The 17,693-nt window shown below is 71.6% G+C and carries 19 protein-coding genes; 6 read left to right on the plus strand and 13 right to left on the minus strand.

Features of this window, described 5'->3' with window-relative positions; all coding sequences use genetic code 11:
- Positions 1–75: 75 nt before the first annotated feature.
- On the minus strand, positions 76–702 hold the full coding sequence (locus tag ALSL_RS12605) for a DUF47 domain-containing protein (RefSeq protein WP_126539575.1): 627 nt from the start codon (positions 700–702) through the stop codon (positions 76–78).
- Positions 703–834: 132 nt separating this feature from the next.
- Here ALSL_RS12605 and ALSL_RS12610 point away from each other — a divergent pair, with 132 nt between their 5' ends.
- Positions 835–2,160, plus strand: coding sequence for a hemolysin family protein (locus ALSL_RS12610; protein WP_126539577.1), 1,326 nt, complete (start codon positions 835–837; stop codon positions 2,158–2,160).
- A gap of 58 nt (positions 2,161–2,218) precedes the next feature.
- Here ALSL_RS12610 and ALSL_RS12615 read toward each other — a convergent pair whose 3' ends face one another.
- Positions 2,219–2,980 carry an RNA methyltransferase gene (locus ALSL_RS12615; RefSeq protein ID WP_126539579.1) on the minus strand — a complete coding sequence of 254 codons (762 nt, stop codon included), beginning with the start codon at positions 2,978–2,980 and terminating at the stop codon, positions 2,219–2,221.
- A 154-nt stretch (positions 2,981–3,134) separates the two neighbouring features.
- On the opposite strand from ALSL_RS12615, the gene ALSL_RS12620 reads away from it, so the two are divergent.
- The gene (locus ALSL_RS12620) at positions 3,135–3,938 is read left to right on the plus strand and encodes an inositol monophosphatase family protein (RefSeq protein WP_126539581.1); all 804 of its coding nucleotides are present in this window, start codon (positions 3,135–3,137) and stop codon (positions 3,936–3,938) included.
- A gap of 12 nt (positions 3,939–3,950) precedes the next feature.
- On the opposite strand, the gene ALSL_RS12625 is transcribed toward ALSL_RS12620, so the two are convergent.
- From ALSL_RS12625 to ALSL_RS12635, 3 genes are read right to left on the minus strand one after another with little or no spacing between them, the layout of a single operon-like run.
- Positions 3,951–4,760, minus strand: coding sequence for a DUF2884 family protein (locus ALSL_RS12625; RefSeq protein WP_126539583.1), 810 nt, complete (start codon positions 4,758–4,760; stop codon positions 3,951–3,953).
- Positions 4,757–5,215, minus strand: a complete 459-nt coding sequence (locus ALSL_RS12630; protein WP_126539585.1) for a hypothetical protein — start codon at positions 5,213–5,215, stop codon at positions 4,757–4,759. Before ALSL_RS12630 ends, ALSL_RS12625 begins: the two co-directional genes overlap by 4 nt.
- Positions 5,216–5,737: a peroxiredoxin gene (locus ALSL_RS12635; protein ID WP_126539587.1), complete on the minus strand. Its 522-nt coding sequence runs from the start codon at positions 5,735–5,737 to the stop codon at positions 5,216–5,218.
- Between the two features lie 140 nt (positions 5,738–5,877).
- Here ALSL_RS12635 and ALSL_RS12640 point away from each other — a divergent pair, with 140 nt between their 5' ends.
- The 3 genes from ALSL_RS12640 (at position 5,878) to lpxL (ending at position 8,186) form a co-directional block, all read left to right on the plus strand.
- The gene (locus tag ALSL_RS12640) at positions 5,878–6,294 is read left to right on the plus strand and encodes a universal stress protein (protein WP_126539589.1); all 417 of its coding nucleotides are present in this window, start codon (positions 5,878–5,880) and stop codon (positions 6,292–6,294) included.
- A gap of 104 nt (positions 6,295–6,398) precedes the next feature.
- Complete coding sequence (locus ALSL_RS12645) at positions 6,399–7,220, plus strand: ferritin-like domain-containing protein (RefSeq protein ID WP_126539591.1); 822 nt, start codon at positions 6,399–6,401, stop codon at positions 7,218–7,220.
- A gap of 51 nt (positions 7,221–7,271) precedes the next feature.
- On the plus strand, positions 7,272–8,186 hold the full coding sequence (gene lpxL, locus ALSL_RS12650; RefSeq protein ID WP_126539593.1) for an LpxL/LpxP family Kdo(2)-lipid IV(A) lauroyl/palmitoleoyl acyltransferase: 915 nt from the start codon (positions 7,272–7,274) through the stop codon (positions 8,184–8,186).
- Here the strand turns inward: lpxL and ALSL_RS12655 are convergent.
- The 6 genes from ALSL_RS12655 to ALSL_RS12680 form a co-directional block, all read right to left on the minus strand.
- Positions 8,149–8,934 carry a glycosyltransferase family 2 protein gene (locus tag ALSL_RS12655; protein WP_126539595.1) on the minus strand — a complete coding sequence of 262 codons (786 nt, stop codon included), beginning with the start codon at positions 8,932–8,934 and terminating at the stop codon, positions 8,149–8,151. The genes lpxL and ALSL_RS12655 overlap by 38 nt on opposite strands.
- Positions 8,924–10,177: an O-antigen ligase family protein gene (locus tag ALSL_RS12660; protein ID WP_126539597.1), complete on the minus strand. Its 1,254-nt coding sequence runs from the start codon at positions 10,175–10,177 to the stop codon at positions 8,924–8,926. Before ALSL_RS12660 ends, ALSL_RS12655 begins: the two co-directional genes overlap by 11 nt.
- Before the next feature lie 59 nt (positions 10,178–10,236).
- Positions 10,237–11,364: a glycosyltransferase gene (locus tag ALSL_RS12665; RefSeq protein ID WP_126539599.1), complete on the minus strand. Its 1,128-nt coding sequence runs from the start codon at positions 11,362–11,364 to the stop codon at positions 10,237–10,239.
- A 76-nt stretch (positions 11,365–11,440) separates the two neighbouring features.
- The gene (locus ALSL_RS12670) at positions 11,441–11,647 is read right to left on the minus strand and encodes a zinc-finger domain-containing protein (RefSeq protein WP_126539601.1); all 207 of its coding nucleotides are present in this window, start codon (positions 11,645–11,647) and stop codon (positions 11,441–11,443) included.
- A gap of 115 nt (positions 11,648–11,762) precedes the next feature.
- Positions 11,763–12,341: a YceI family protein gene (locus ALSL_RS12675; protein WP_126539603.1), complete on the minus strand. Its 579-nt coding sequence runs from the start codon at positions 12,339–12,341 to the stop codon at positions 11,763–11,765.
- A 41-nt stretch (positions 12,342–12,382) separates the two neighbouring features.
- Positions 12,383–12,976: a malonic semialdehyde reductase gene (locus ALSL_RS12680; RefSeq protein ID WP_126539605.1), complete on the minus strand. Its 594-nt coding sequence runs from the start codon at positions 12,974–12,976 to the stop codon at positions 12,383–12,385.
- Positions 12,977–13,075: 99 nt separating this feature from the next.
- On the opposite strand from ALSL_RS12680, the gene ALSL_RS12685 reads away from it, so the two are divergent.
- Positions 13,076–14,074, plus strand: a complete 999-nt coding sequence (locus ALSL_RS12685; protein ID WP_231700229.1) for a mitochondrial fission ELM1 family protein — start codon at positions 13,076–13,078, stop codon at positions 14,072–14,074.
- Here ALSL_RS12685 and ALSL_RS12690 read toward each other — a convergent pair.
- Both ALSL_RS12690 and glnE read right to left on the minus strand, forming a co-directional pair.
- On the minus strand, positions 14,069–14,773 hold the full coding sequence (locus tag ALSL_RS12690) for an MgtC/SapB family protein (protein ID WP_126539606.1): 705 nt from the start codon (positions 14,771–14,773) through the stop codon (positions 14,069–14,071). The two genes, ALSL_RS12685 and ALSL_RS12690, sit on opposite strands and share 6 nt — an antisense overlap.
- A gap of 40 nt (positions 14,774–14,813) precedes the next feature.
- Positions 14,814–17,657 (minus strand): bifunctional [glutamate--ammonia ligase]-adenylyl-L-tyrosine phosphorylase/[glutamate--ammonia-ligase] adenylyltransferase, encoded by a 2,844-nt coding sequence (gene glnE / locus ALSL_RS12695; protein WP_126539609.1) that lies wholly within the window; start codon positions 17,655–17,657, stop codon positions 14,814–14,816.
- Between the last annotated feature and the right edge of the window lie 36 nt (positions 17,658–17,693).

Below are 17,693 nucleotides of genomic sequence, written 5' to 3' on the forward strand. Positions count from 1 at the left end.
GCACGATGGCGAGGGGACGAGGACGCGGAACGCAGTCTCCGACAGGCATGCGCGGCTCCGTTACCGTGGGGTCCGTCAGGAATTCTTGAGCACGATCGAAAAGACGATGTTGCCGACGTCGCGGCACTTGTCGATCGCCTTTTCGATCAGTTCGAACAGATCCTTGGCCAGGATCGCGCGCATCGGGTCCGCACCCTCGGCGTAGAGCGTGCGGTAGGTGGCCAGCAGCATGCGATCGCCTTCCGATTCGAGCGCCTGCAGGCGGTCCTGCAGCTTGCGCACCGGCTCGATGCGCAGGCCGCGGCGCAGCTCGCCGATCATCTGCACGACCACCTCGGCCGACTGTTCGAGCACCTGCGCGCGCGGGGCGAAATCCACCCCGGCCACGCGCTCCCTGACGATGAGATAGCGCTCGGCGAACTTCTCCACCGTCTTCGGGATCTTGTACAGCGCGGCGTTGAGCGCCTCGATGTCCTCGCGGTCGAGCGCGGTGACGAAGGTGTTGATCAGCGCCTCGCTGATCCGCGCGGCGAGCGCCTTCTCACGCTGGCGACTGGCGGTGAAGGAAGCCATGCCGGCATCGGCGCCGTCGGCGACCAGCAGCCGCAGCGCCGCCGCGCTGTCCCGCGCCGCCGCCGCGCTCTCCTCCAGGAGCCCGTAGAACTTGTCGCCTTTGCCGAAGATGGTCTGCAGGGAAAACATCGAAACGCCAGAAATGCGGCCGCCGCCGATGACGATCATGTTACAGGCTGCGGCAACCGCGGGCGATGCGCCCCGCCAGGGCGGTTGCGGGTACACTCGAAAGCCCATGCCCCTTCGACACCGCTCCGCGCGATGCTGACCAGGATCGCGATCGTCCTGCTGCTCACCTTCTGCAACGGCTTTTTCGCGCTGTCGGAAATGGCGCTGGTGGCCTCGCGCAAGAGCCGTCTGCGCGAAATGGCCCGGCACAGCCGCCGCGCCCGCGTCGCCCTGCGCCACGCGCAGGCGCCCGAGCGCTTCCTGTCCACCGTGCAGGTGGGCATCACCCTGGTCATGCTGATCACCGGCGCGCTGGCCGGCGATGCCATGGGCGACGAGGTGGCCGCGCTGCTCGCCCGCAGCAGCACGCCGCACCTGGCGCCCTATGCGCACGTCGCCGGCATCGTGCTCGGCTTCGCGCTGGTGTCCTTCCTGCAGATCGTGGTCGGCGAACTGGTGCCCAAGCGGCTGGCGCTGGCCGCGCCGGAAAAGTTTTCCTCCTACGTGGCGGTGCCGATGCTGGTGCTGGCGCGCATCTGCGCGCCGTTCGTGTGGCTGCTCAATGCCTCCAGCGGCATGCTGCTGCGCCTGCTCAGGGTCGACGGCGAACGCCAGGGCGCGATCACCGAGGAGGAGATCCGCCTGCTGATCGCCGAGAGTGCCGAGCAGGGCGTGCTCGACATCGACGAGCGCAACATGGTCAACCGCGTGCTGCGCCTGGGCGACCGCACGGTGGACAGCGTGATGACGCCACGCCCGCGCATCGTCTGGCTGGACATGAACGCCCCGCGTGAGGAAAACCTGGCGGTGATGCGGGCGACGCCGTTCTCGCGCTACCCGGTCTACCGCGGCGGCGAGAACGACGTGGTCGGCGTGCTCGAGGTCAAGAGCCTGCTCGGCGAGCTGCTCGCCGGCGGCAGCCCGGAGCTGTTCCGGCGTCTGGCCAAGCCGCTCTACGTGCCGGCCACGGCGCGCGCGCTGGATCTGCTGGAGGAGTTCCGCGACGCCGAGACGCCGGTGGCGCTGGTGGTCGACGAATACGGCGACATCGAGGGCCTGGTCACGCTCAACGACCTGCTCGCCGCCGTGGTCGGCGTCACCCAGCTCGGCCACGGCAGCGGCGAGGAGGCGCCGCCGATCGTGCCGCGCGGCGACGGCAGCTGGCTGATCGACGGCGCGCTGTCGATCGAGGATCTGCGCGAGCTGCTGCAGGTGGACGAGCTGCCCGGCGAGGCCGAGCATGAATACCGCACCGCCGCCGGCATGGTGATGGCCGCGCTCGGCCGCATCCCGCAGGTGGGCGAGGTGTTCACCTGGCACGGCATCCGCTTCGAGGTGGTCGATCTCGACGGCGCGCGCATCGACAAGCTGCTGGTCACCCCGGCCCCGCGCATCACCGCCGCCGACGACGCGCAGTAACGCCTTCCCGGCGCGCGCGGCCCATTCGGCCGCCGGTTGCGCCAGCGACGCTCCCCCTTCACCGGCCGTCGCGCCCGAGCGCCAGGGCGGCCATGCGCTCGGCGTCGGCCAGGATGCCGTGCAGGATGCGCAGCTCGCGCTCGTCCGGCCGCGCGCGCATGACGAGGCGGCGCAGACGCAGCATGATCTGGGTCGGATCACGGCCCTTGTGGAAGTCGATCGCCTCCAGCGTGTCGGCCAGGTGGGCGAAGAAGCGCTCCAGCTGCTCGACCGGCGCCGGCGGCGGCGCAGGCGTGGTGACGACCGCCGCCGGCGTCGCCCGTTCCAGCACGGCCAGGCGCAGTTCGTAGGCCATCACCTGCACCGCCTGGGCCAGGTTGAGCGAGGCGTAGTCCTCGACGCTCGGGATGCGCACCGTGGCATGACAGCAGGCGAGCTCGGCGTTCTCCAGCCCGGTGCGTTCGTTGCCGAACACCAGCGCCACCGTGCCGCCCCGCGCCGCCTCGGCCACCGCCCGCGCGGCCGCCTCGCGGGGGCTGAGTTCCTCCAGTTCGACCTCGCGCCGACGCGCCGAAAGCCCGAGCGCCAGGGTGGCCGGCGCCAGCGCCGCCGGCAGATCCCCATGCACCGTCGCCGCCGCCAGCACGGCCACCGCGTTGGCCGCCAGCGCATCGGCCTCGCGGCTCGGGAACTGCGCCGGCGCGACCAGCGCCAGACGATCGAAGCCCATGGTGCGGATCGCCCGCGCGGCGGCGCCGATGTTGCCCGGATGCGAGGTGCGGACGAGGACGAAGCGGAAGGGCGCGGCGGCGTCGGTCATGAGGCCTTTCGGAAGAAAGCAAACGGCGCCAAAGCATAGTGCCTCCAAGACGCGAGGCTGCCCTGGGCACCGCGCGCCACGCCGTGCCGACACGGGCCAGGAAGGGTCGCTCTGCTAAGATCGCCGCCCCGTTTCGCGCTCTTTGGCCAAAGCCATGCCCAGACCCGCCGTCACCATCGCGGTGCGTGCCGCGCGCGCCGCCGGCAACGTGATCCTGCGCTACATGAACCGCATCGACGGCCTCAACGTCGTCGAGAAGCAGCGCATGGACTTCGCCTCCGAAGTCGATCGCCTGGCCGAGGCCGAGATCGTCAAGGAGTTGCGCCGCGCCTACCCCGACCACGCCATCCTGGCCGAGGAAGGCGGCGCGATCGGCAAGGGCGCGCTGACCTGGGTGATCGACCCGCTCGACGGCACCCACAACTACCTGCGCGGCATTCCGCATTTCTCGGTGTCGATCGCCCTGGTCGACAAGGGCGTGCCGGTCTACGGCGTGGTGTTCGACCCGCTGCGCGGCGAGCTCTTCACCGCCAGCCGCGGCGACGGCGCCTATCTGAACGACCGGCGCATCCGGGTGAGCCGCCGCGAGGGCCTGGCCGGCGCGATGATCGCCACCGGCTTTCCCTACCGCCAGCGCGCGCATCTGGATGCCCAGCTGGCGATGACCCGCGCGCTGCTCGCCGAGGCCGAGGACATCCGCCGCTCAGGCTCGGCCGCGCTCGATCTCGCCTACGTCGCCGCCGGCCGCTACGACGGCTATTTCGAACTCGGCCTCAAGCCCTGGGACATGGCCGCCGGCGCGCTGCTGGTGCAGGAGGCGGGCGGCCGCTACGGCGACCTCGCCGGACGCGACGGCCTGCCCGCGAGCGGCAACCTCCTGGCCGGCAACCTGCCCGTGGCCAAGGCGATGGTCGAGGTGATCGGCGCGCACGCCACGCCGGCCCTGCTCAAGGCCTGAACAGCCGCCGGCTCAAGGGGCCTTTTCCAGGAGCACCAGCGGCCGGCCGCGATCGTCGACCAGACCGCGCTGCAGCTCGATGAGCGCGGTGAAGCGCGGACACAGCGCGGCCAGCGACGGGCGCAATGCTTCCAGCCGCCGCCGCACGCGCGGCTCGAGCCCGCCGGCCAGCGTGGCGGCCTGATCGCGCAGACGCATCGCGCGCTCGAGATCGCCGCTCATCGCCGCGGCGAGCGCCTGTTCGCCCAGCACGCCGGCCAGCCAGCCGGAAAGCTCGCCGCCGAGCTGCTCGACATAGGCGTCGAAAGCCTCGCCGTGCCAGTCACGGCTGGTGTGGCTGGCGGCGATGCGTGCCTTGAGCTTGGCCGCCGCCGCGGCCAGACGTTGCCGGAAGTCCACCTGCGCGGCCGCGTCCAGATCGAGCTTCGCACCTGCCGCGGCGAGTTCGGCCTGGGCCAGGTCGACGCCGCGCAGGGCGATCGCCCGCAGCGGCGGCAGCAGGGCGCGGGCCTCGCGCTCGAAACCGGCGAGCCGCGCCATCGCCGCCGCATCCAGCGGCACCGGCCGACCGTCGCTGCGCAGGCGCCCCTGCTGCAGTTCGACCTGCCGCGGCGGCGGCTGCGCCCGCTCGAACAGCAGCCGATCGGCCTCGAAGCGCACGTCGTAGCTGCTTTGCACGCGGCAGCCGGCGATGAGCTCCTGCGCCGCCGCCGGCGAGGCCAGGCCCAGCAGGCCCAGCAGGCCCAGCAGGCCGAGCAGGCCGAGGACGACACCGATGCCGCCACGGCACGACCGGCGCCAGGCGCACGCGATGGCCTTCATCGCCGGCCTGTGGTCGTCGCGTGCCGGACGAAGGCCGCGCGTGTGTCCGGCCGTCCGAGTGCCCAGGCCAGCCACAGCGTCAACGCCAACAGCAGGGCCTTGAACACCAGGCTGAGCAGGAAGGCGCGCTGTAGATCGTCGATCATGGCGAGCAGCATCGGCGCCCAGGCCGGCTGCGCGCGCGCATGCGCACGCGCCGTGTCGAACTGGTGCCACCGGGCGAGCATCATGAGCCCGCTCGCCAGGGCCCAGCAGGCGACCGCCAGCAAGGCCAGCCGCAGCGGCTGGCGGGCCCAGGCCTGCCGCAACAGGGCGCCGGCGCACAGCACGACGAGGATCAGGCAGGCGGCCAGGTAGGGCCAGGCGCCATAGCGCAGGTATTGCGCACCGCCGAGCGCGGCGAGCAGCACGCACAGCCAGCAGCCAATGCGCCATCCGCTGGGACGCCAGCGCATTCAGGCGCCCGCCTGGAGCCGGGCAAGGTCGGCCAGCACCTGCGCGACATTGCGCTCGGGGTCGACGTCCTCGTACACCTTGGCGATGCGGCCGGCCGGATCGATCAGGAACGTGCAGCGCCGCGCATGCGGCGTGCCGGCCGTCTCGGTGAGCACGCCGTAGGTACGCGCCACCTGGCCGTCGGCATCGGATAGCAGCGGAAACGGCAGGTGGTACTTGGCCGCGAACTGCGCATGCGAGGTCACCGGATCCAGGCTCACGCCGACCACGTCGGCGCCGGCCTGGCGCAGCTTGACGACGCCGTCGCGGAAGGCGCAGGCCTCGCTGGTGCAACCGGGGGTGAAATCGCGCGGATAGAAATAGAGCACCAGCCAGCGGCCGCGATGATCTTCCGGCGACTGCCAGCGGCCGTGCTGGTCCTGGAGGCGGAACGTCGGCGCCGGCTCGCCGACTCGGACCGCGGCGGCGAACACCGGCAAGGCAAGCATCAAACAAACCAGACAACCCAGCAGACGGCGCATGGCGCAACTCCGGTGCGGACGAGGGGCCTCCAGTGTAATCGCCGCACCCATGCACGCCGTCATGGCCGGAAGCGGAGCGGCCACCGGCTGCGCCGATGCGGGTGGCATAATCGCCCGCACATCCGCGACGGAGACATCCCATGCTCAGCCATCTCTTGGTCGGTTACGACGGCTCGGAAAGCGCAAAGCATGCGTTCCAGTTCGCGGTCGAGCTGGCGCGGCTCTGTCAGGCGCGCATCCGCGTGGTGTCGGTGCTGCAGGTGAGCGAGGGCGGCGCCGACGCCTGCGCCCTGCTGATGGCCGAGACCAACAACGAGCGGCTGGAGGAAATCCGCAGCGAGCTGGCCGCGCTCGCGCCGGCGGCCATGGATCGCATCGAGATCGTGGTGCTGCACGGCAGCCCGGGCGACCTCATCCTCGAGCAGGTGCGCCAGTACGACATCGACCACATCGTGCTGGGCCACACCGAGCGCGGCGCGCTGGCCCGCTGGCTGGTCGGCTCGGTGTCCGCCGACATGCTCGCGCGCGCGCACCTGCCGGTGACCATCGTGCCCTGAACGGCGCGGGCGCCGCGGCCTCGCCGCGGGTGATCGAAGTCGTATGCTTGGGGCAGTCTGCCCACGCGCGGCCTGTTGCCGTCGGCCTTTTGGAAAAGCCGCCCATGCACCCTCATTCCGCCCTGCCCTGGACCCTGGAAAGCATCGATCTCGCACGCGTCGAGGTCGCCAAGGTCAGACACAACGAGGCGTTGTTCTTCCTGATCTGCAGCTCCTCGTTCATCGAGAGCGGCTCGGATCTGTACACCCGCAACCTGGTCGAGTTCTTCACCGGCGACGAGGAAGTGCGCCAGTGGCTGCGCGAGCACTGGGAACCGGAGGAACTGCAGCACGGGCGCGCGCTCGCCGCCTACATCCGCCGCGTGTGGCCGGAATTCGACTGGGACGCGGCGTTCGCCTCGTTCTGGGAGGAGTACCGCGCCACCTGCACGCTCGATGAGCTGGAACCCACCCGCGGGCTGGAACTGGTCGCGCGCTGCGTGGTCGAGACCGGCACCGCCACCATGTACCGGGCGCTCCACGCGATCAGCGACGAGCCGGTGCTGCGCGAGATCACCAACAACATCAAGAGCGACGAGGTGCGGCACTACAAGTACTTCTACCAGTACTTCCGCCGCTATCGCGAACAGGAAAGACTCGGCCGCTACCAGGTGTTCCGCGCGCTGCTGCGGCGGGTGCGCGAGATCAAGGGCGAGGACGGCGACATCGCGCTGCGCCACGTCTACTACCACTGCTATCCGCAGCGCCGCGACGACGTGGCCGAGTTCCGCCGCGTGGCCGGCCGTGCCGAACAGCTCCTGCGTCGGCATGCGCCTATCGAGATGACGGTGAAGATGCTGCTCAAGCCGATCGAGCTGCCGCCGCGCATGCAGGACGCGCTGGAAAAACCCCTGGCGAGCCTGGCCGCCAAGCTGTTCCTGCACTGAAAAAAGCGGCACGCGCCGCGGCGCACGATAAACTTGGCGGTCATGCCCGGCATGCCGCGCCCCGCCCTGTCCCGCTCCCTGCTCGCCGTCCGCCACTGGCCGGCGTGGCTCGGCGTGGGCGCGATCTGGATGCTGGCCCAGCTGCCTTATCCGCTGCTGCTCGCGCTCGGCCGCGCGCTGGGGGCGCTCATCGTGCGCCTGCCCTCGCCGCGCCGGCGGATCGCCGCCGCTAACATCGCGCTGTGCTTTCCCGAGCTTTCAGCGCGCGAACGCGCCGCGCTGGTCGATGCGCATCTGCGCGATCTCGGCCTGATGCTGGTCGAGTTCGCGCTCGGCTGGATGGGCCGTGCGCGCGCGCTGGAGCGCATCCCGCTCGAAATCGAGGGCCTCGAACACCTGCAGGCGGCCCGGCGCGCCGGCCGCGGCGTGCTGCTGGTCGGCGGCCACTTCTCGCACCTGGAGCTGTGCGCGCGGCTGGTGTCCGCGCGCATCCCGATCGCCGGCATGTACCGGCGGATGGACTCGCCGGTGTTCGAATGGGCGGTGCTGCGCGCGCGGCTGCGCTACGCCGAGGCGATGTTCGACAAGGACGACATCCGCGGCACGGTGAAATACCTGCGCGGCGGCGGCACGCTGTGGTACGCGCCGGATCAGGACATGCGCAGCAAGGACAACGTCTTCGTGAGTTTTTTCGGCGTGCCGGCGGCCACCATCACCGCCACCCATCACCTGGCCCGGCTTTCGGGCGCCTGGGTGATCCCGTTCTTCCACCAGCGTCGGCCGCAGGGCGGCTACGTGCTCAAGCTCGGCGCGCCGCTCCAGGACTTTCCGAGCGCCGACGTCGCCGCCGACACCGCCCGCGTCAACGCCTGCATCGAGCAGATGGCGCGCGCGGCCCCCGAGCAGTACCTGTGGGTGCACAAGCGCTTCAAGACCCGCCCGCCGGGCGCCGCCCCGGTGTACTGACGGCGCGCCTGGCCTCGTGCAGCTTGGCGTATTTCAGGAACACGTAGAACGCGCCGGTCACGCTGGCGATGAAGCCGGCCCAGCCGTTGAGGAAGTAGCGCTTGAGGAGGTACTGGCGCAGGAAGAACAGCGGCGGATAGCAGACCATGCGCAGGCCGGTGAAACGCTGGCCGCGGCGCAGCTTGTGCGCGACCAGACCGCTGCTGTAGCGGTTGATCTTCTCCACCCGGCTGGCGATGTCGGCATCGCCGGCGTTGACGAAGTCGGCCGCGCGCAGGGTCTTGACCGGGCCGTCGGCCACCACCGAGGCATGCACCTCGACGTCGTTCATGCGCGCCCGGCGACGGTCGAACAGACGCAGGTGGCCGTTGCGTGCGCTCAGGCGGTGCTGCACGGTCCAGAACATGCGCTCGCGGCGCGGCAGGCGGAAGCCGGCGTGGCGCGGCGCGATGAGCGCGCGCTCGATCACCGCGCGCGTGCCGGGCGAGAGGATCTCGTCGGCGTCCAGGTTCAAGATCCAGTCGTGCGTGGCCATGTCGATGGCCCGTTGCTTCTGCGGGCCGTAATCGTCGAACGGATGCACCGCCACCCGCGCGCCGTGCCGGCGCGCGATCGCCAGCGTGTCGTCGGTCGAGCCCGAATCGAGCACCACGATCTCCTCGGCCCAGTCGACCGCGACGAGGCAGGCGTCCAGGGTGTCGGCATTGTTGAAGGTGATCACCACCACGGAGAGCGGTTCACGGCGCATCGTCGGCTCCCTGCACCAGCACGGCGCACCACAACGCCAGCAGCCAGGCGAACAGCAGGCCCCACCACGCCGAATAGAAGGCCAGATGGCTGTTGAGCGGGAACAGCATGGCGCCGAGCGCGACCGTGGCCGGAAAGGCGCGCTCGCGCGATGCCGCGTCGGCGCGCCGGAATGCCCGGCAGGCCAGCGCCACGCCAGCACACCACAGCGCCAGACCGAGCACGCCGGTCTCGCTCAGCACTTCCAGCACCAGCTGATGCGCATGACAGGCGCCCTCGCCCACGCCGCAGGACTCGGCGACCAGAAAGTGATCCCCTGCCGGCGCCACCTCGGGATAGGCATAGCGGAATCCGCGCACGCCCACGCCGGTCAGCGGATGGAGGGCGACCATGCGCAGGCCGGCGCGCCAGATGTCCAGCCTGCCGGTGAGTGCCTGATCGACGCCGCCGGCATCGCCCTGCAACACCGCCAGCGTGCGTTCCATGCGCGCGTGGAAACGCGGCGAGCCCTGCCAGGCGAGCGCGCCGGCAAGCGCGCACAGCGCCGCCGCGGCGAGGACGAGACCGAGGAACCGGCGCGGCGAGCCCGCCTCGCGCCAGGCAAAGGCCAGCGTCACCAGCGCATAGATCACCCAGGCCGAACGCACGCCGGCGAGCAGAATAGGACCGAGCAGCAGCAGCCAGGCGACCAGGAGTGCCGCCCTGCCGCCCCACTGGCGCGCCGTCCACAACGCGAACGGCGCGAGCACGGCGAGCGACGGGCCGAGCTTGAGATTGCCGGCGCCGAAGATGCCGGAGATACGCTCGGCCTCGGCCGGCCCGCCCAGACTGTATCCGCTGGCGATCTGCACCCAGGCATCCAGCACCCACCAGGCGACGACGAGGGCGACCGCGCGATACAGCAGCGCCGGCCGGTCAGGGCCGCGCAGCACCAGGCAGGCATAGAGGCCAAGCGGCAGATAGCGCAGCAGCCCGGCCACCGTGCTCCAGCTGCGCGCCGGCGCCACCGCCGCGAACGCCGACAGCAGCGCCGCACCCACGTAGGCGCCGAGCAGCCAGGCGAACAGTCGCGCGCCGGGCGCGGCGGCGAGGGCGTGCCGGTCGCGGCTCAGCGCAAAGACGCATCCGCCCACGCACAGCGCGGTACCGAGCTCGGCCAGCCGCCCGAACGGCAGCAGCGCGATCACCAGCCAGAACGGCCACAAGGCGGGCGGAAAGGCACGCAAAACGGAGCGGATCGGCATCGCTGGCCCAAGCCCTGGGACTTTTTTGAGAAGGCGCGATTGTACGGCCGGCGTGCCGCTCAGCCGGCGACGAGTTCCTGGTAGAGCGCCAGCGTGGCGCGCTGCATGTCGGCCAGCCGGTAATGCCCGAGCGGCGCGATCGGCGGCGCCACGCGCAGGAGTTCGGCGGCGCGCTCGACCAGCTTCTCGCGGTCGCCCGGCGGCACCCGTCCGGCCGGATAGAGCTCGGCCAGCAGCTCGCCGACCCCGCCGTGCGCGTAGCCGAGCACCGGCCGGCACAGCGCCAGCGCCTCGATCACGGTGCGGCCGAAGGCTTCCGGCTTGGTCGACAGCTGCAGCACCAGCGCCGACTCGGCGAAGACGTCGCGCACGTCCGTGCGTGCCGGGCTCAACGCGACCTTGGCGGCCAGGCCGCGCGCCTCGATCAGCGCACGCAGCTCGGCGGCATAGGCCTCGCGGCCGGGCTCGAGCACGCCGAGCAGCAGCAGGCGCACGTCGATGCCGCGGCGAGCGAGCTCGGCGACGAGCTCGACGGCGTCATGGTGGCCCTTGAGACGCGTGCCGCGCCCGGGCAGGGTGAGCAGCGGCGCCCCGGCCAGCTGCGGAAAGCGGGCGTAGAAATCGCGCCGCCAGGCGTCCTCCGGCCGATGGCCATAGGGAAACGCCGCCGGATCGATGCCGCGCGGAATCACCCGCAGTCGCGTGGTGTCGAGCTGCGGGTAGTGGCTGATGAGATGGTCGCGCACCGTCTGCGAGACGGCGATCACCCGTTCGCCGCGCAGCATGATCGCGCTGTAGCGCCCCGGCGTGTTGAGCCCGTGCACGGTGGTGACCAGATGCGGCCGCGGGGAGAGGCCGCGCAGCGCCCACCAGGCCAGCCACGCCGGCAGCCGCGAGCGCGCATGCACGATGTCCGGCCGCAGCGCGCGCAGCCGCCGGCGCAGCGGGGCGACCCTGGCCAGCGCGCGCAGGGATTTGCTGCCGATGTCGAGGCCGATGTGCTCGCTGCCGGCGGCCTCGAGCTGCGGCACCAGGCGGCCGCCCGCCGAGATCACCACCGACCGGTGCCCGGCGGCGACCAGCGCCTGGCCGATTTCCAGCACCGAACGCTCCGCGCCGCCCGAATGCAGCGCGGGAATCAGTTGGACCACGGTCAGGCGCTTGAACGGCGGCTCGGCAGCGGGCATGCGCGGTGGGCAGGTGGTGTCAGTCCTTTGGACACAAGCAGCGATCGTGCCAGCAACGGCCGTCCTGCGGGGGTGCTCAGTCGCCGAGCACGTAGTGCGCGCCGCAATAGGGACAGACGGACTCGCCGCCGTCCTCGATGATCGGCAGGTAGACCCTGGGATGCGAGTTCCACAGCGCCATGCCCGGCAGCGGGCAGGACAAGGGCAGGTCCGCGCGCGTCACTTCATAGCGGTTTTCGGCATTGGCCGGGATCGACGTCACGGCGGCATCGGAACGCGACATGGCAGGCTCCTTGGGCACAAAAAGGGCTTTTAGAAAGCTGCCATGGTAGCAGCGGCGGCCAGCGGGACCGCCGCAAGAAGCGGGCGCCGACCGGGTGATCGGCGCCCTGGAGCGGTCAATGGGCCACCGCGCCCTCGGTGGTGATCTGGACCTTGATCTCGTCACTGACGTTGGGCACGTAGGCGCCCACGCCGAACTCCGAGCGCTTGAGCGTGGTGGTGGCGTCGAAGCCGATCGCCTGCGCCTTCAGCATCGGATGCTCGCCGACCTTGTTGAGCTTGGCATCGAGCACCACTGGCCGGGTCACGCCGTGCACGGTGAGATCGCCGGTGACCTTGTAGCGGCCGCTGCCCTTGGCCTCCACCCGGGTGCTCTTGAAGGTGATGACGGGGTATTTCTCCGCGTCGAAGAAATCGGGCTTCTTGAGGTGCTCGTCCAGCTTGGCGACGTGGGTGTCGAGCCGCTCCAGCGGCAGCGTCACCTCGACCGAGGACTTGGCCGGGTCCTTCTCGTCGAACACCAAGGTGCCCTCGCCCAGGCCGAGCTCGGCCACCGGATGGGAGAACCCGAAATGGCTCCAGCTGAAGATCACCATGGTGTGGTTGGGATCGAGCTTGTAGCTGACCGGGTCGGCGTGCGCGGCGAGGGCGGCGGAGCCGAGCGCCAGGGCGAGGGCAAGGCGGGGAAAGCGCATGGCAGACACTCCTTGAGGTTGGTGAGCGGACAGAAGGTTTTTCAGACGATCGCGCAGGCTTCCTCGAAGGCCAGCCGCGGGCTGCGCGGGAAGAGATCGCGGCTTGGGTCACCGTAGCCGATGTTGATCAGGAAATTGGACTTCACTTGGCTCTCCGGAAAGAAGGCCGCATCCACGCCCGCGTTGTCGAAGCCGGACATCGGCCCGCAATCCAGCCCGAGCGCACGCGCGGCCATGATCACGTAGGCGCCCTGCAGGGTGGCATTGCGGAAGGCGGTGACCTCGATCAGCGCCGGGTTGCCGACGAACCAGCTCTTCGCGTCGGCATGCGGGAACAGCTGCGGCAGGCGTTCGTAGAAGGCGTAGTCGGTCGCGACGATGGCGGTGACCGGCGCGGCCAGGGTCTTGGCGCGGTTGCCCTCGGAAAGATGCGGGGCGAGCCTGGCCTTGGCCTCGGCGGACTTGACGAACACCAGCCGCATCGGCTGGCAGTTGGCGCTGGTCGGCCCCCATTTGGCCAGCTCGTAGATCTGCCGCAGCTGCTCATCGCTCACCGGCGTGGGCAAAAAGGCGTTATAGGTACGCGCCTTGCGGAACAGCTGGTCCAGGGCTTCATCGGGTAGGTTGTCGTTCATCGGCTCGGGCTCTTTCAAGATGAGAGGCTGCAAGGACGCGCCGGCGACCGGCGCCCAGACTTCCGAGTGTAAGCCCGCAACCGGCCAACGACAGTGGCGATGAGCGAAAAGACCGTGCAGGACGTGGCGACAATGCCGATGTGCTGGGTGATCACCGACCGTGCCGCCGGCCATCAGCGCCAGGCGCTGGCGCTGGCCGGGGCGCTCGGCCTGCCCACGCGTCACCTGGTGCTCGAACCGCGCGCGCCGTGGGCGTGGTTCGCGCCGCGCCGGCTGCCCGGCGGACGCCTGGCGCTGACGCCGGCCGCACGGCGGCTCTTCGCGCCGCCGTGGCCGGCGCTGGCGATCGGCTGCGGACGCGGCGCGGCCTTGCTGACCCGTCTGCTGGGACGCCTGCAGCCTGACTGCTACCGCGTGCAGCTGCTCGATCCGCGCATCGCTCCCGGGCACTGGGACTGCGTGATCGCGCCGGCCCACGATCGCCTGGCCGGCGCCAACGTGCTGACCACGCTCGGCGCGCTCAACCCGATCGACGACGACTGGCTGGCCGCCGGGCGGGCGGCCTTTCCCGCCCTCGCCGCGTTGCCCGCGCCACGCCTGGGCGTGCTGCTCGGCGGCCCGCGCCGCGACCTGGCCTTCGACGAGGCCTATGTCGATGCGCTGGCCGCGCGCCTGCGCACCTGGGTCGCCGGCAGCGGCGGCAGCTTGCTGACGGTGGCCTCCCGACGCACCCCGCCGGCCCTGGCGCGACGCTTGCGCGCGGCCCTGTCCGCGCTGCCCGGCCTGCACTGGACCGGCGCCGGCGATGGCCCCAATCCCTATCAGGGCGTGCTCGGCTGGGCTGACCGCCTGCTCGTCACGCCCGATTCGGTGAGCATGCTCTCCGAGGCCTGCGCGGTCGGCTGTCCGGTGGCCAGCTTCGCGCCGGCGCCGCTGCCGGCCAAACTCGAACGCCTGCACCGGGCCCTGCGGGCGGGCGGGCATCTGGGCGATCTGGACCAAGACCGCCGGGTGCCGCCGCTGCGCGAGGCCGGGGTCATCGCGCAGGCCGTGCTCGACCGCTTTGCCGCCCGAGCGTCGCCCGGCCGGGCCTCATGAAGCGGCCTCGTCGGCGCGTCCTGCACCGGGCAGCGTGACCGAACGCAAGCCCTCGATGACGCGCAACGCCTCGGCCAGCCCCAGCAGCTGCTCGCGACGCAAGGGATGGTTGAAGCGCAAGGTCAGCTGATCGCCGTCGGCACGCGGTTTCAGCACGATCCGCGCCAGCGGCAGGCGCCGCTGCGCCACGATGGCCGCCACCGCCGCCAGCGCCGATGGCGCAGCCGGGTCCATCGTCAGCCTGAGGCGATCGGCGCGCCGCGCCAGCACGCGTCGCTGCAGCGGTTTGAGCAGCACCAGGATCGCCCAGGCCATCGCCGTGCCGAACACGGCGGCGGCATACAGACCGGCCCCGGCCGCCAGGCCGATCGCCGCCACCGCCCACAGGCCCGCCGCGGTGGTCAGCCCGCGCACCATCTGCCGATGCTCGACGAACAGAATGGTGCCGGCGCCGAGAAAGCCGATGCCGCTGATCACCTGCGCGGCGATCCGGGAGGGATCGAGCACCATGTGCGGCAGCGCCAGCACTGCGCTGAAACCGTAGGCGGAGACGATGACCACCAGCGCCGCGCCCATGCAGACCAGCATGTGGGTCCGCAGTCCGGCCGCCCATTCGTGGCGTTCGCGGTCCAGGCCGATCACCCCGCCGAGCAGGGCCGCGAGCAATAGACGCCACCCGATGTCCCAGGCGCTGATCATTGGCAGTCCTCCCAGGATGTCGATCGTGCAGGACGTCTTTTCAAAAGGCGAAACCCAGCGCCGCGGCGATCGCCTGGACCTGGTTGCCGATGCGCTCGAGCGTGGGCTCGCGCGGGGCCAGCCGCGGGCGCAGGTCCAGCGTGCAGGCGAGCGATCGCCCGAGCAGGTCGGCGTGCGCGGCGGCGAGCGTGTCGGCGTGGGCGGGCCCGATGAGGCCGGCCGCATGGCAGGCCTTGATCAGTGCCGCGGTGGCGGTCGCCTCGAGCAGGGCCGGATGCCGGGCGGCATGCGCCAGCACCAGCCCCTGCAGCAGGAACTCGATGTCGAGCAGCATGCCCGGACCCTGCTTCAGATCCAGCCATGCGGCATCGGAACGGTCGCGCTCGGCGCGCCAGCGCCGGCGCATCGCACTCACCTCATCGCGCACGGCAGCCGGATCGCGCACCGCCGATAAGACTTCCCGCCGCACCGCGGTCGCCGCGGCCTGCACCGCGGCGTCGCCGGCCACCGGCCGCGCGCGCAACAGCGCCTGGTGCTCCCAGGTCCAGGCACGCGCCTGCTGGTAGGCGGCGAAGGATTCCAGGCTGGAGACCAACAGCCCCTTGGAGCCGTCCGGGCGCAGGCGCGCGTCGACCTCGTACAGGCGCCCCGCGCGGGTCAGCGCGGTGAGCCAGTTGATCACCCGCTGGGCAAGGCGCTGGTACCAGCGCATCCCGTCGAGCGGGCGCGGGCCGTCGCTCTGCGCGGCGGCGCGGGCGCCGTCGTAGACGAACACGAGGTCGAGATCGGAGGCGAAACCGAGTTCCTCGCCGCCCAAGCTGCCATAGCCCAGCACGGCGAAACCCGACCCCGGTCCCGGCAGCCGGCCGTGCTGGGCGACGAGCTCGCGCTCGGCCAGCGCCAGCACTGCGCCGACCACCGACTCGGCCAGCGCGGCGAGCCGGCGCGCGGTGGCCACCGCGTCGACACGACCGTCGCCGAAGGCCAGGCCCAGGCGAAAGGCCAGTGAATCCTTGACCTCGTTGAGCCGTTCGAGCTCGGCCTCGGCCTCGCGCTCGTCCAGCGCGCCGAGCGCGCGGCTGATTTCGGCGGCGATGTCGGCGCGCTTGAGCGGCAGCTGGTCGATGCGCGGGTCGAGCACGTCGTCGAGCAGCAAGGGCTGGGCGATCACCCGCTCGGCGAGCAGGGCGTGGTCGGCGAACAGCCGGGCCAGGCGCAATCGCGCGGCCGGCTGCTCCTCGAGCAGGGCGAGATAGGAGGAGCGTCGCGCCACCGCCTGTACCAGCCGGCACAGCCTGAGCAGGCTGACCGCCGGGCGCTGCGTCTGGCGGGCGGCGGCGATGAGCTGCGGCAGCAGCCGGTCGAGCTGCTCCCGGGTGCGCGCCGGCATCGCCCGCAGCGGCGCCGAACAGGCCAGCTGGTGCAGCGCCTCGGCGACCTCGCCGGCGGCAGCGAAACCGGCCGCCTCGAGCTGCGCGACGGTCGGCGGCGCCTGGGCCGCCTGCCGCCACAGGGCGACGTCGTCCGCGGCGGCAGCGGCGGCGGCACCACGACCGGGCGGCATCAGCACTGCGGCGAATTCCTCGGCGACCACCGCGCGGTGCCGGGCCAGTTCGGCGGCCAGCGTGGGCCAGTCCGGATAATCGAGCCCGAGCGCGATGCGCTCGCGGCTGAGCGCGTCCTCGGGGACGTCGTGGGTCTGCGCGTCGCGCAGCATCTGCACCCGGTTCTCCAACCGGCGCAGGAAACCGTAGGCCGCGCGCAGCGCCCGGGCCCGCGCCGCCGGGATCAGGCCGCGCGCCTCGCAGGCGGCCAGCGCCGGCAGCAGTCCGCGGACCCGCAGCGAGGGCTCGCGGCCGCCGCGGATCAGCTGCACCAGCTGCACGATGAACTCGATCTCGCGGATGCCGCCGGGGCCGAGCTTCAAGTTGTCGGCCAGATCCTTGCGCGCCACCTCGGCATCGATCAGCGCCTTCATCTCGCGCAGGCCGGCGAAGGCGGTGTAGTCCAGATACTTGCGATAGACGAACGGGCGCAGCAGCTCCAGCAACCGCTTGCCGGCCAGGCGATCGCCGGCGACCGGGCGCGCCTTGATCCAGGCATAGCGTTCCCAGTCGCGGCCCTCGCTCTGGTAGTACTGCTCCATCGCCGCGAACGACAGCACCAGCCGGCCCGCCTGGCCGAACGGGCGCAGGCGCAGGTCCACGCGCGCGGCGATGCCGTCCACGGTGGGCTCGCCGAGCAGCCGCAGCAACTGGCGCGCCAGGCGGGTGAAGAACTCGCCGTTGTCCAGCGGGCGCGCGCCGTCGGTCTGGCCGCCGTGCGGGTAGGCCAGCACGAGGTCGACGTCGGAGGAGAAATTGAGCTCGCCGCCGCCGAGCTTGCCCAGCCCCATCACCACCAGCCGCTGGCGCACCCCGGCGGCATCGCGCGGCTGACCGAAGCGCGCGGCGAGCGTGCGTTCGCACCAGCCGAGCGCGGCGTCGAGCAGCACCTCGTAGAGCACGCTGGTGGCGGCCAGCGTTTCGCCGAGCTCGTCCAGGCCGTTGACGTCGCGGAACACCAGCCGCAGGGCCTCAGCGTGCCGGAAACGGCGCAGGGCGGCGAGCGCGCCGGCCTCGTCCGCTGGCAGCCGCAGCGCGTCGAGGCGCGCGCCGGCGTCGGCGCTGGCGCGCAGCCGTTCCAGGCCCTGCGCGGCAAGCAGCGCGGGCTCGCGGCGCCAGACCTCGAAGGCGAAATCGCTGGCCAGCAGGGTGCGACGGATGCGCTCGGCGACGCCGGCGTCGTCATAGAGCAGCACGCCCGCGGCGCGGCAACGCGCCATCAGCTCGGCATAGCGGTCGTCGATCAGGGCGCGCAGCGCCGGCGATTCGCGGCTGGACATGGCCGCCATTGTGCGCGGCGGCACGGATGAATCGCC

It is taken from the genome of Aerosticca soli (assembly GCF_003967035.1).
Classification (GTDB): domain Bacteria; phylum Pseudomonadota; class Gammaproteobacteria; order Xanthomonadales; family Rhodanobacteraceae; genus Aerosticca; species Aerosticca soli.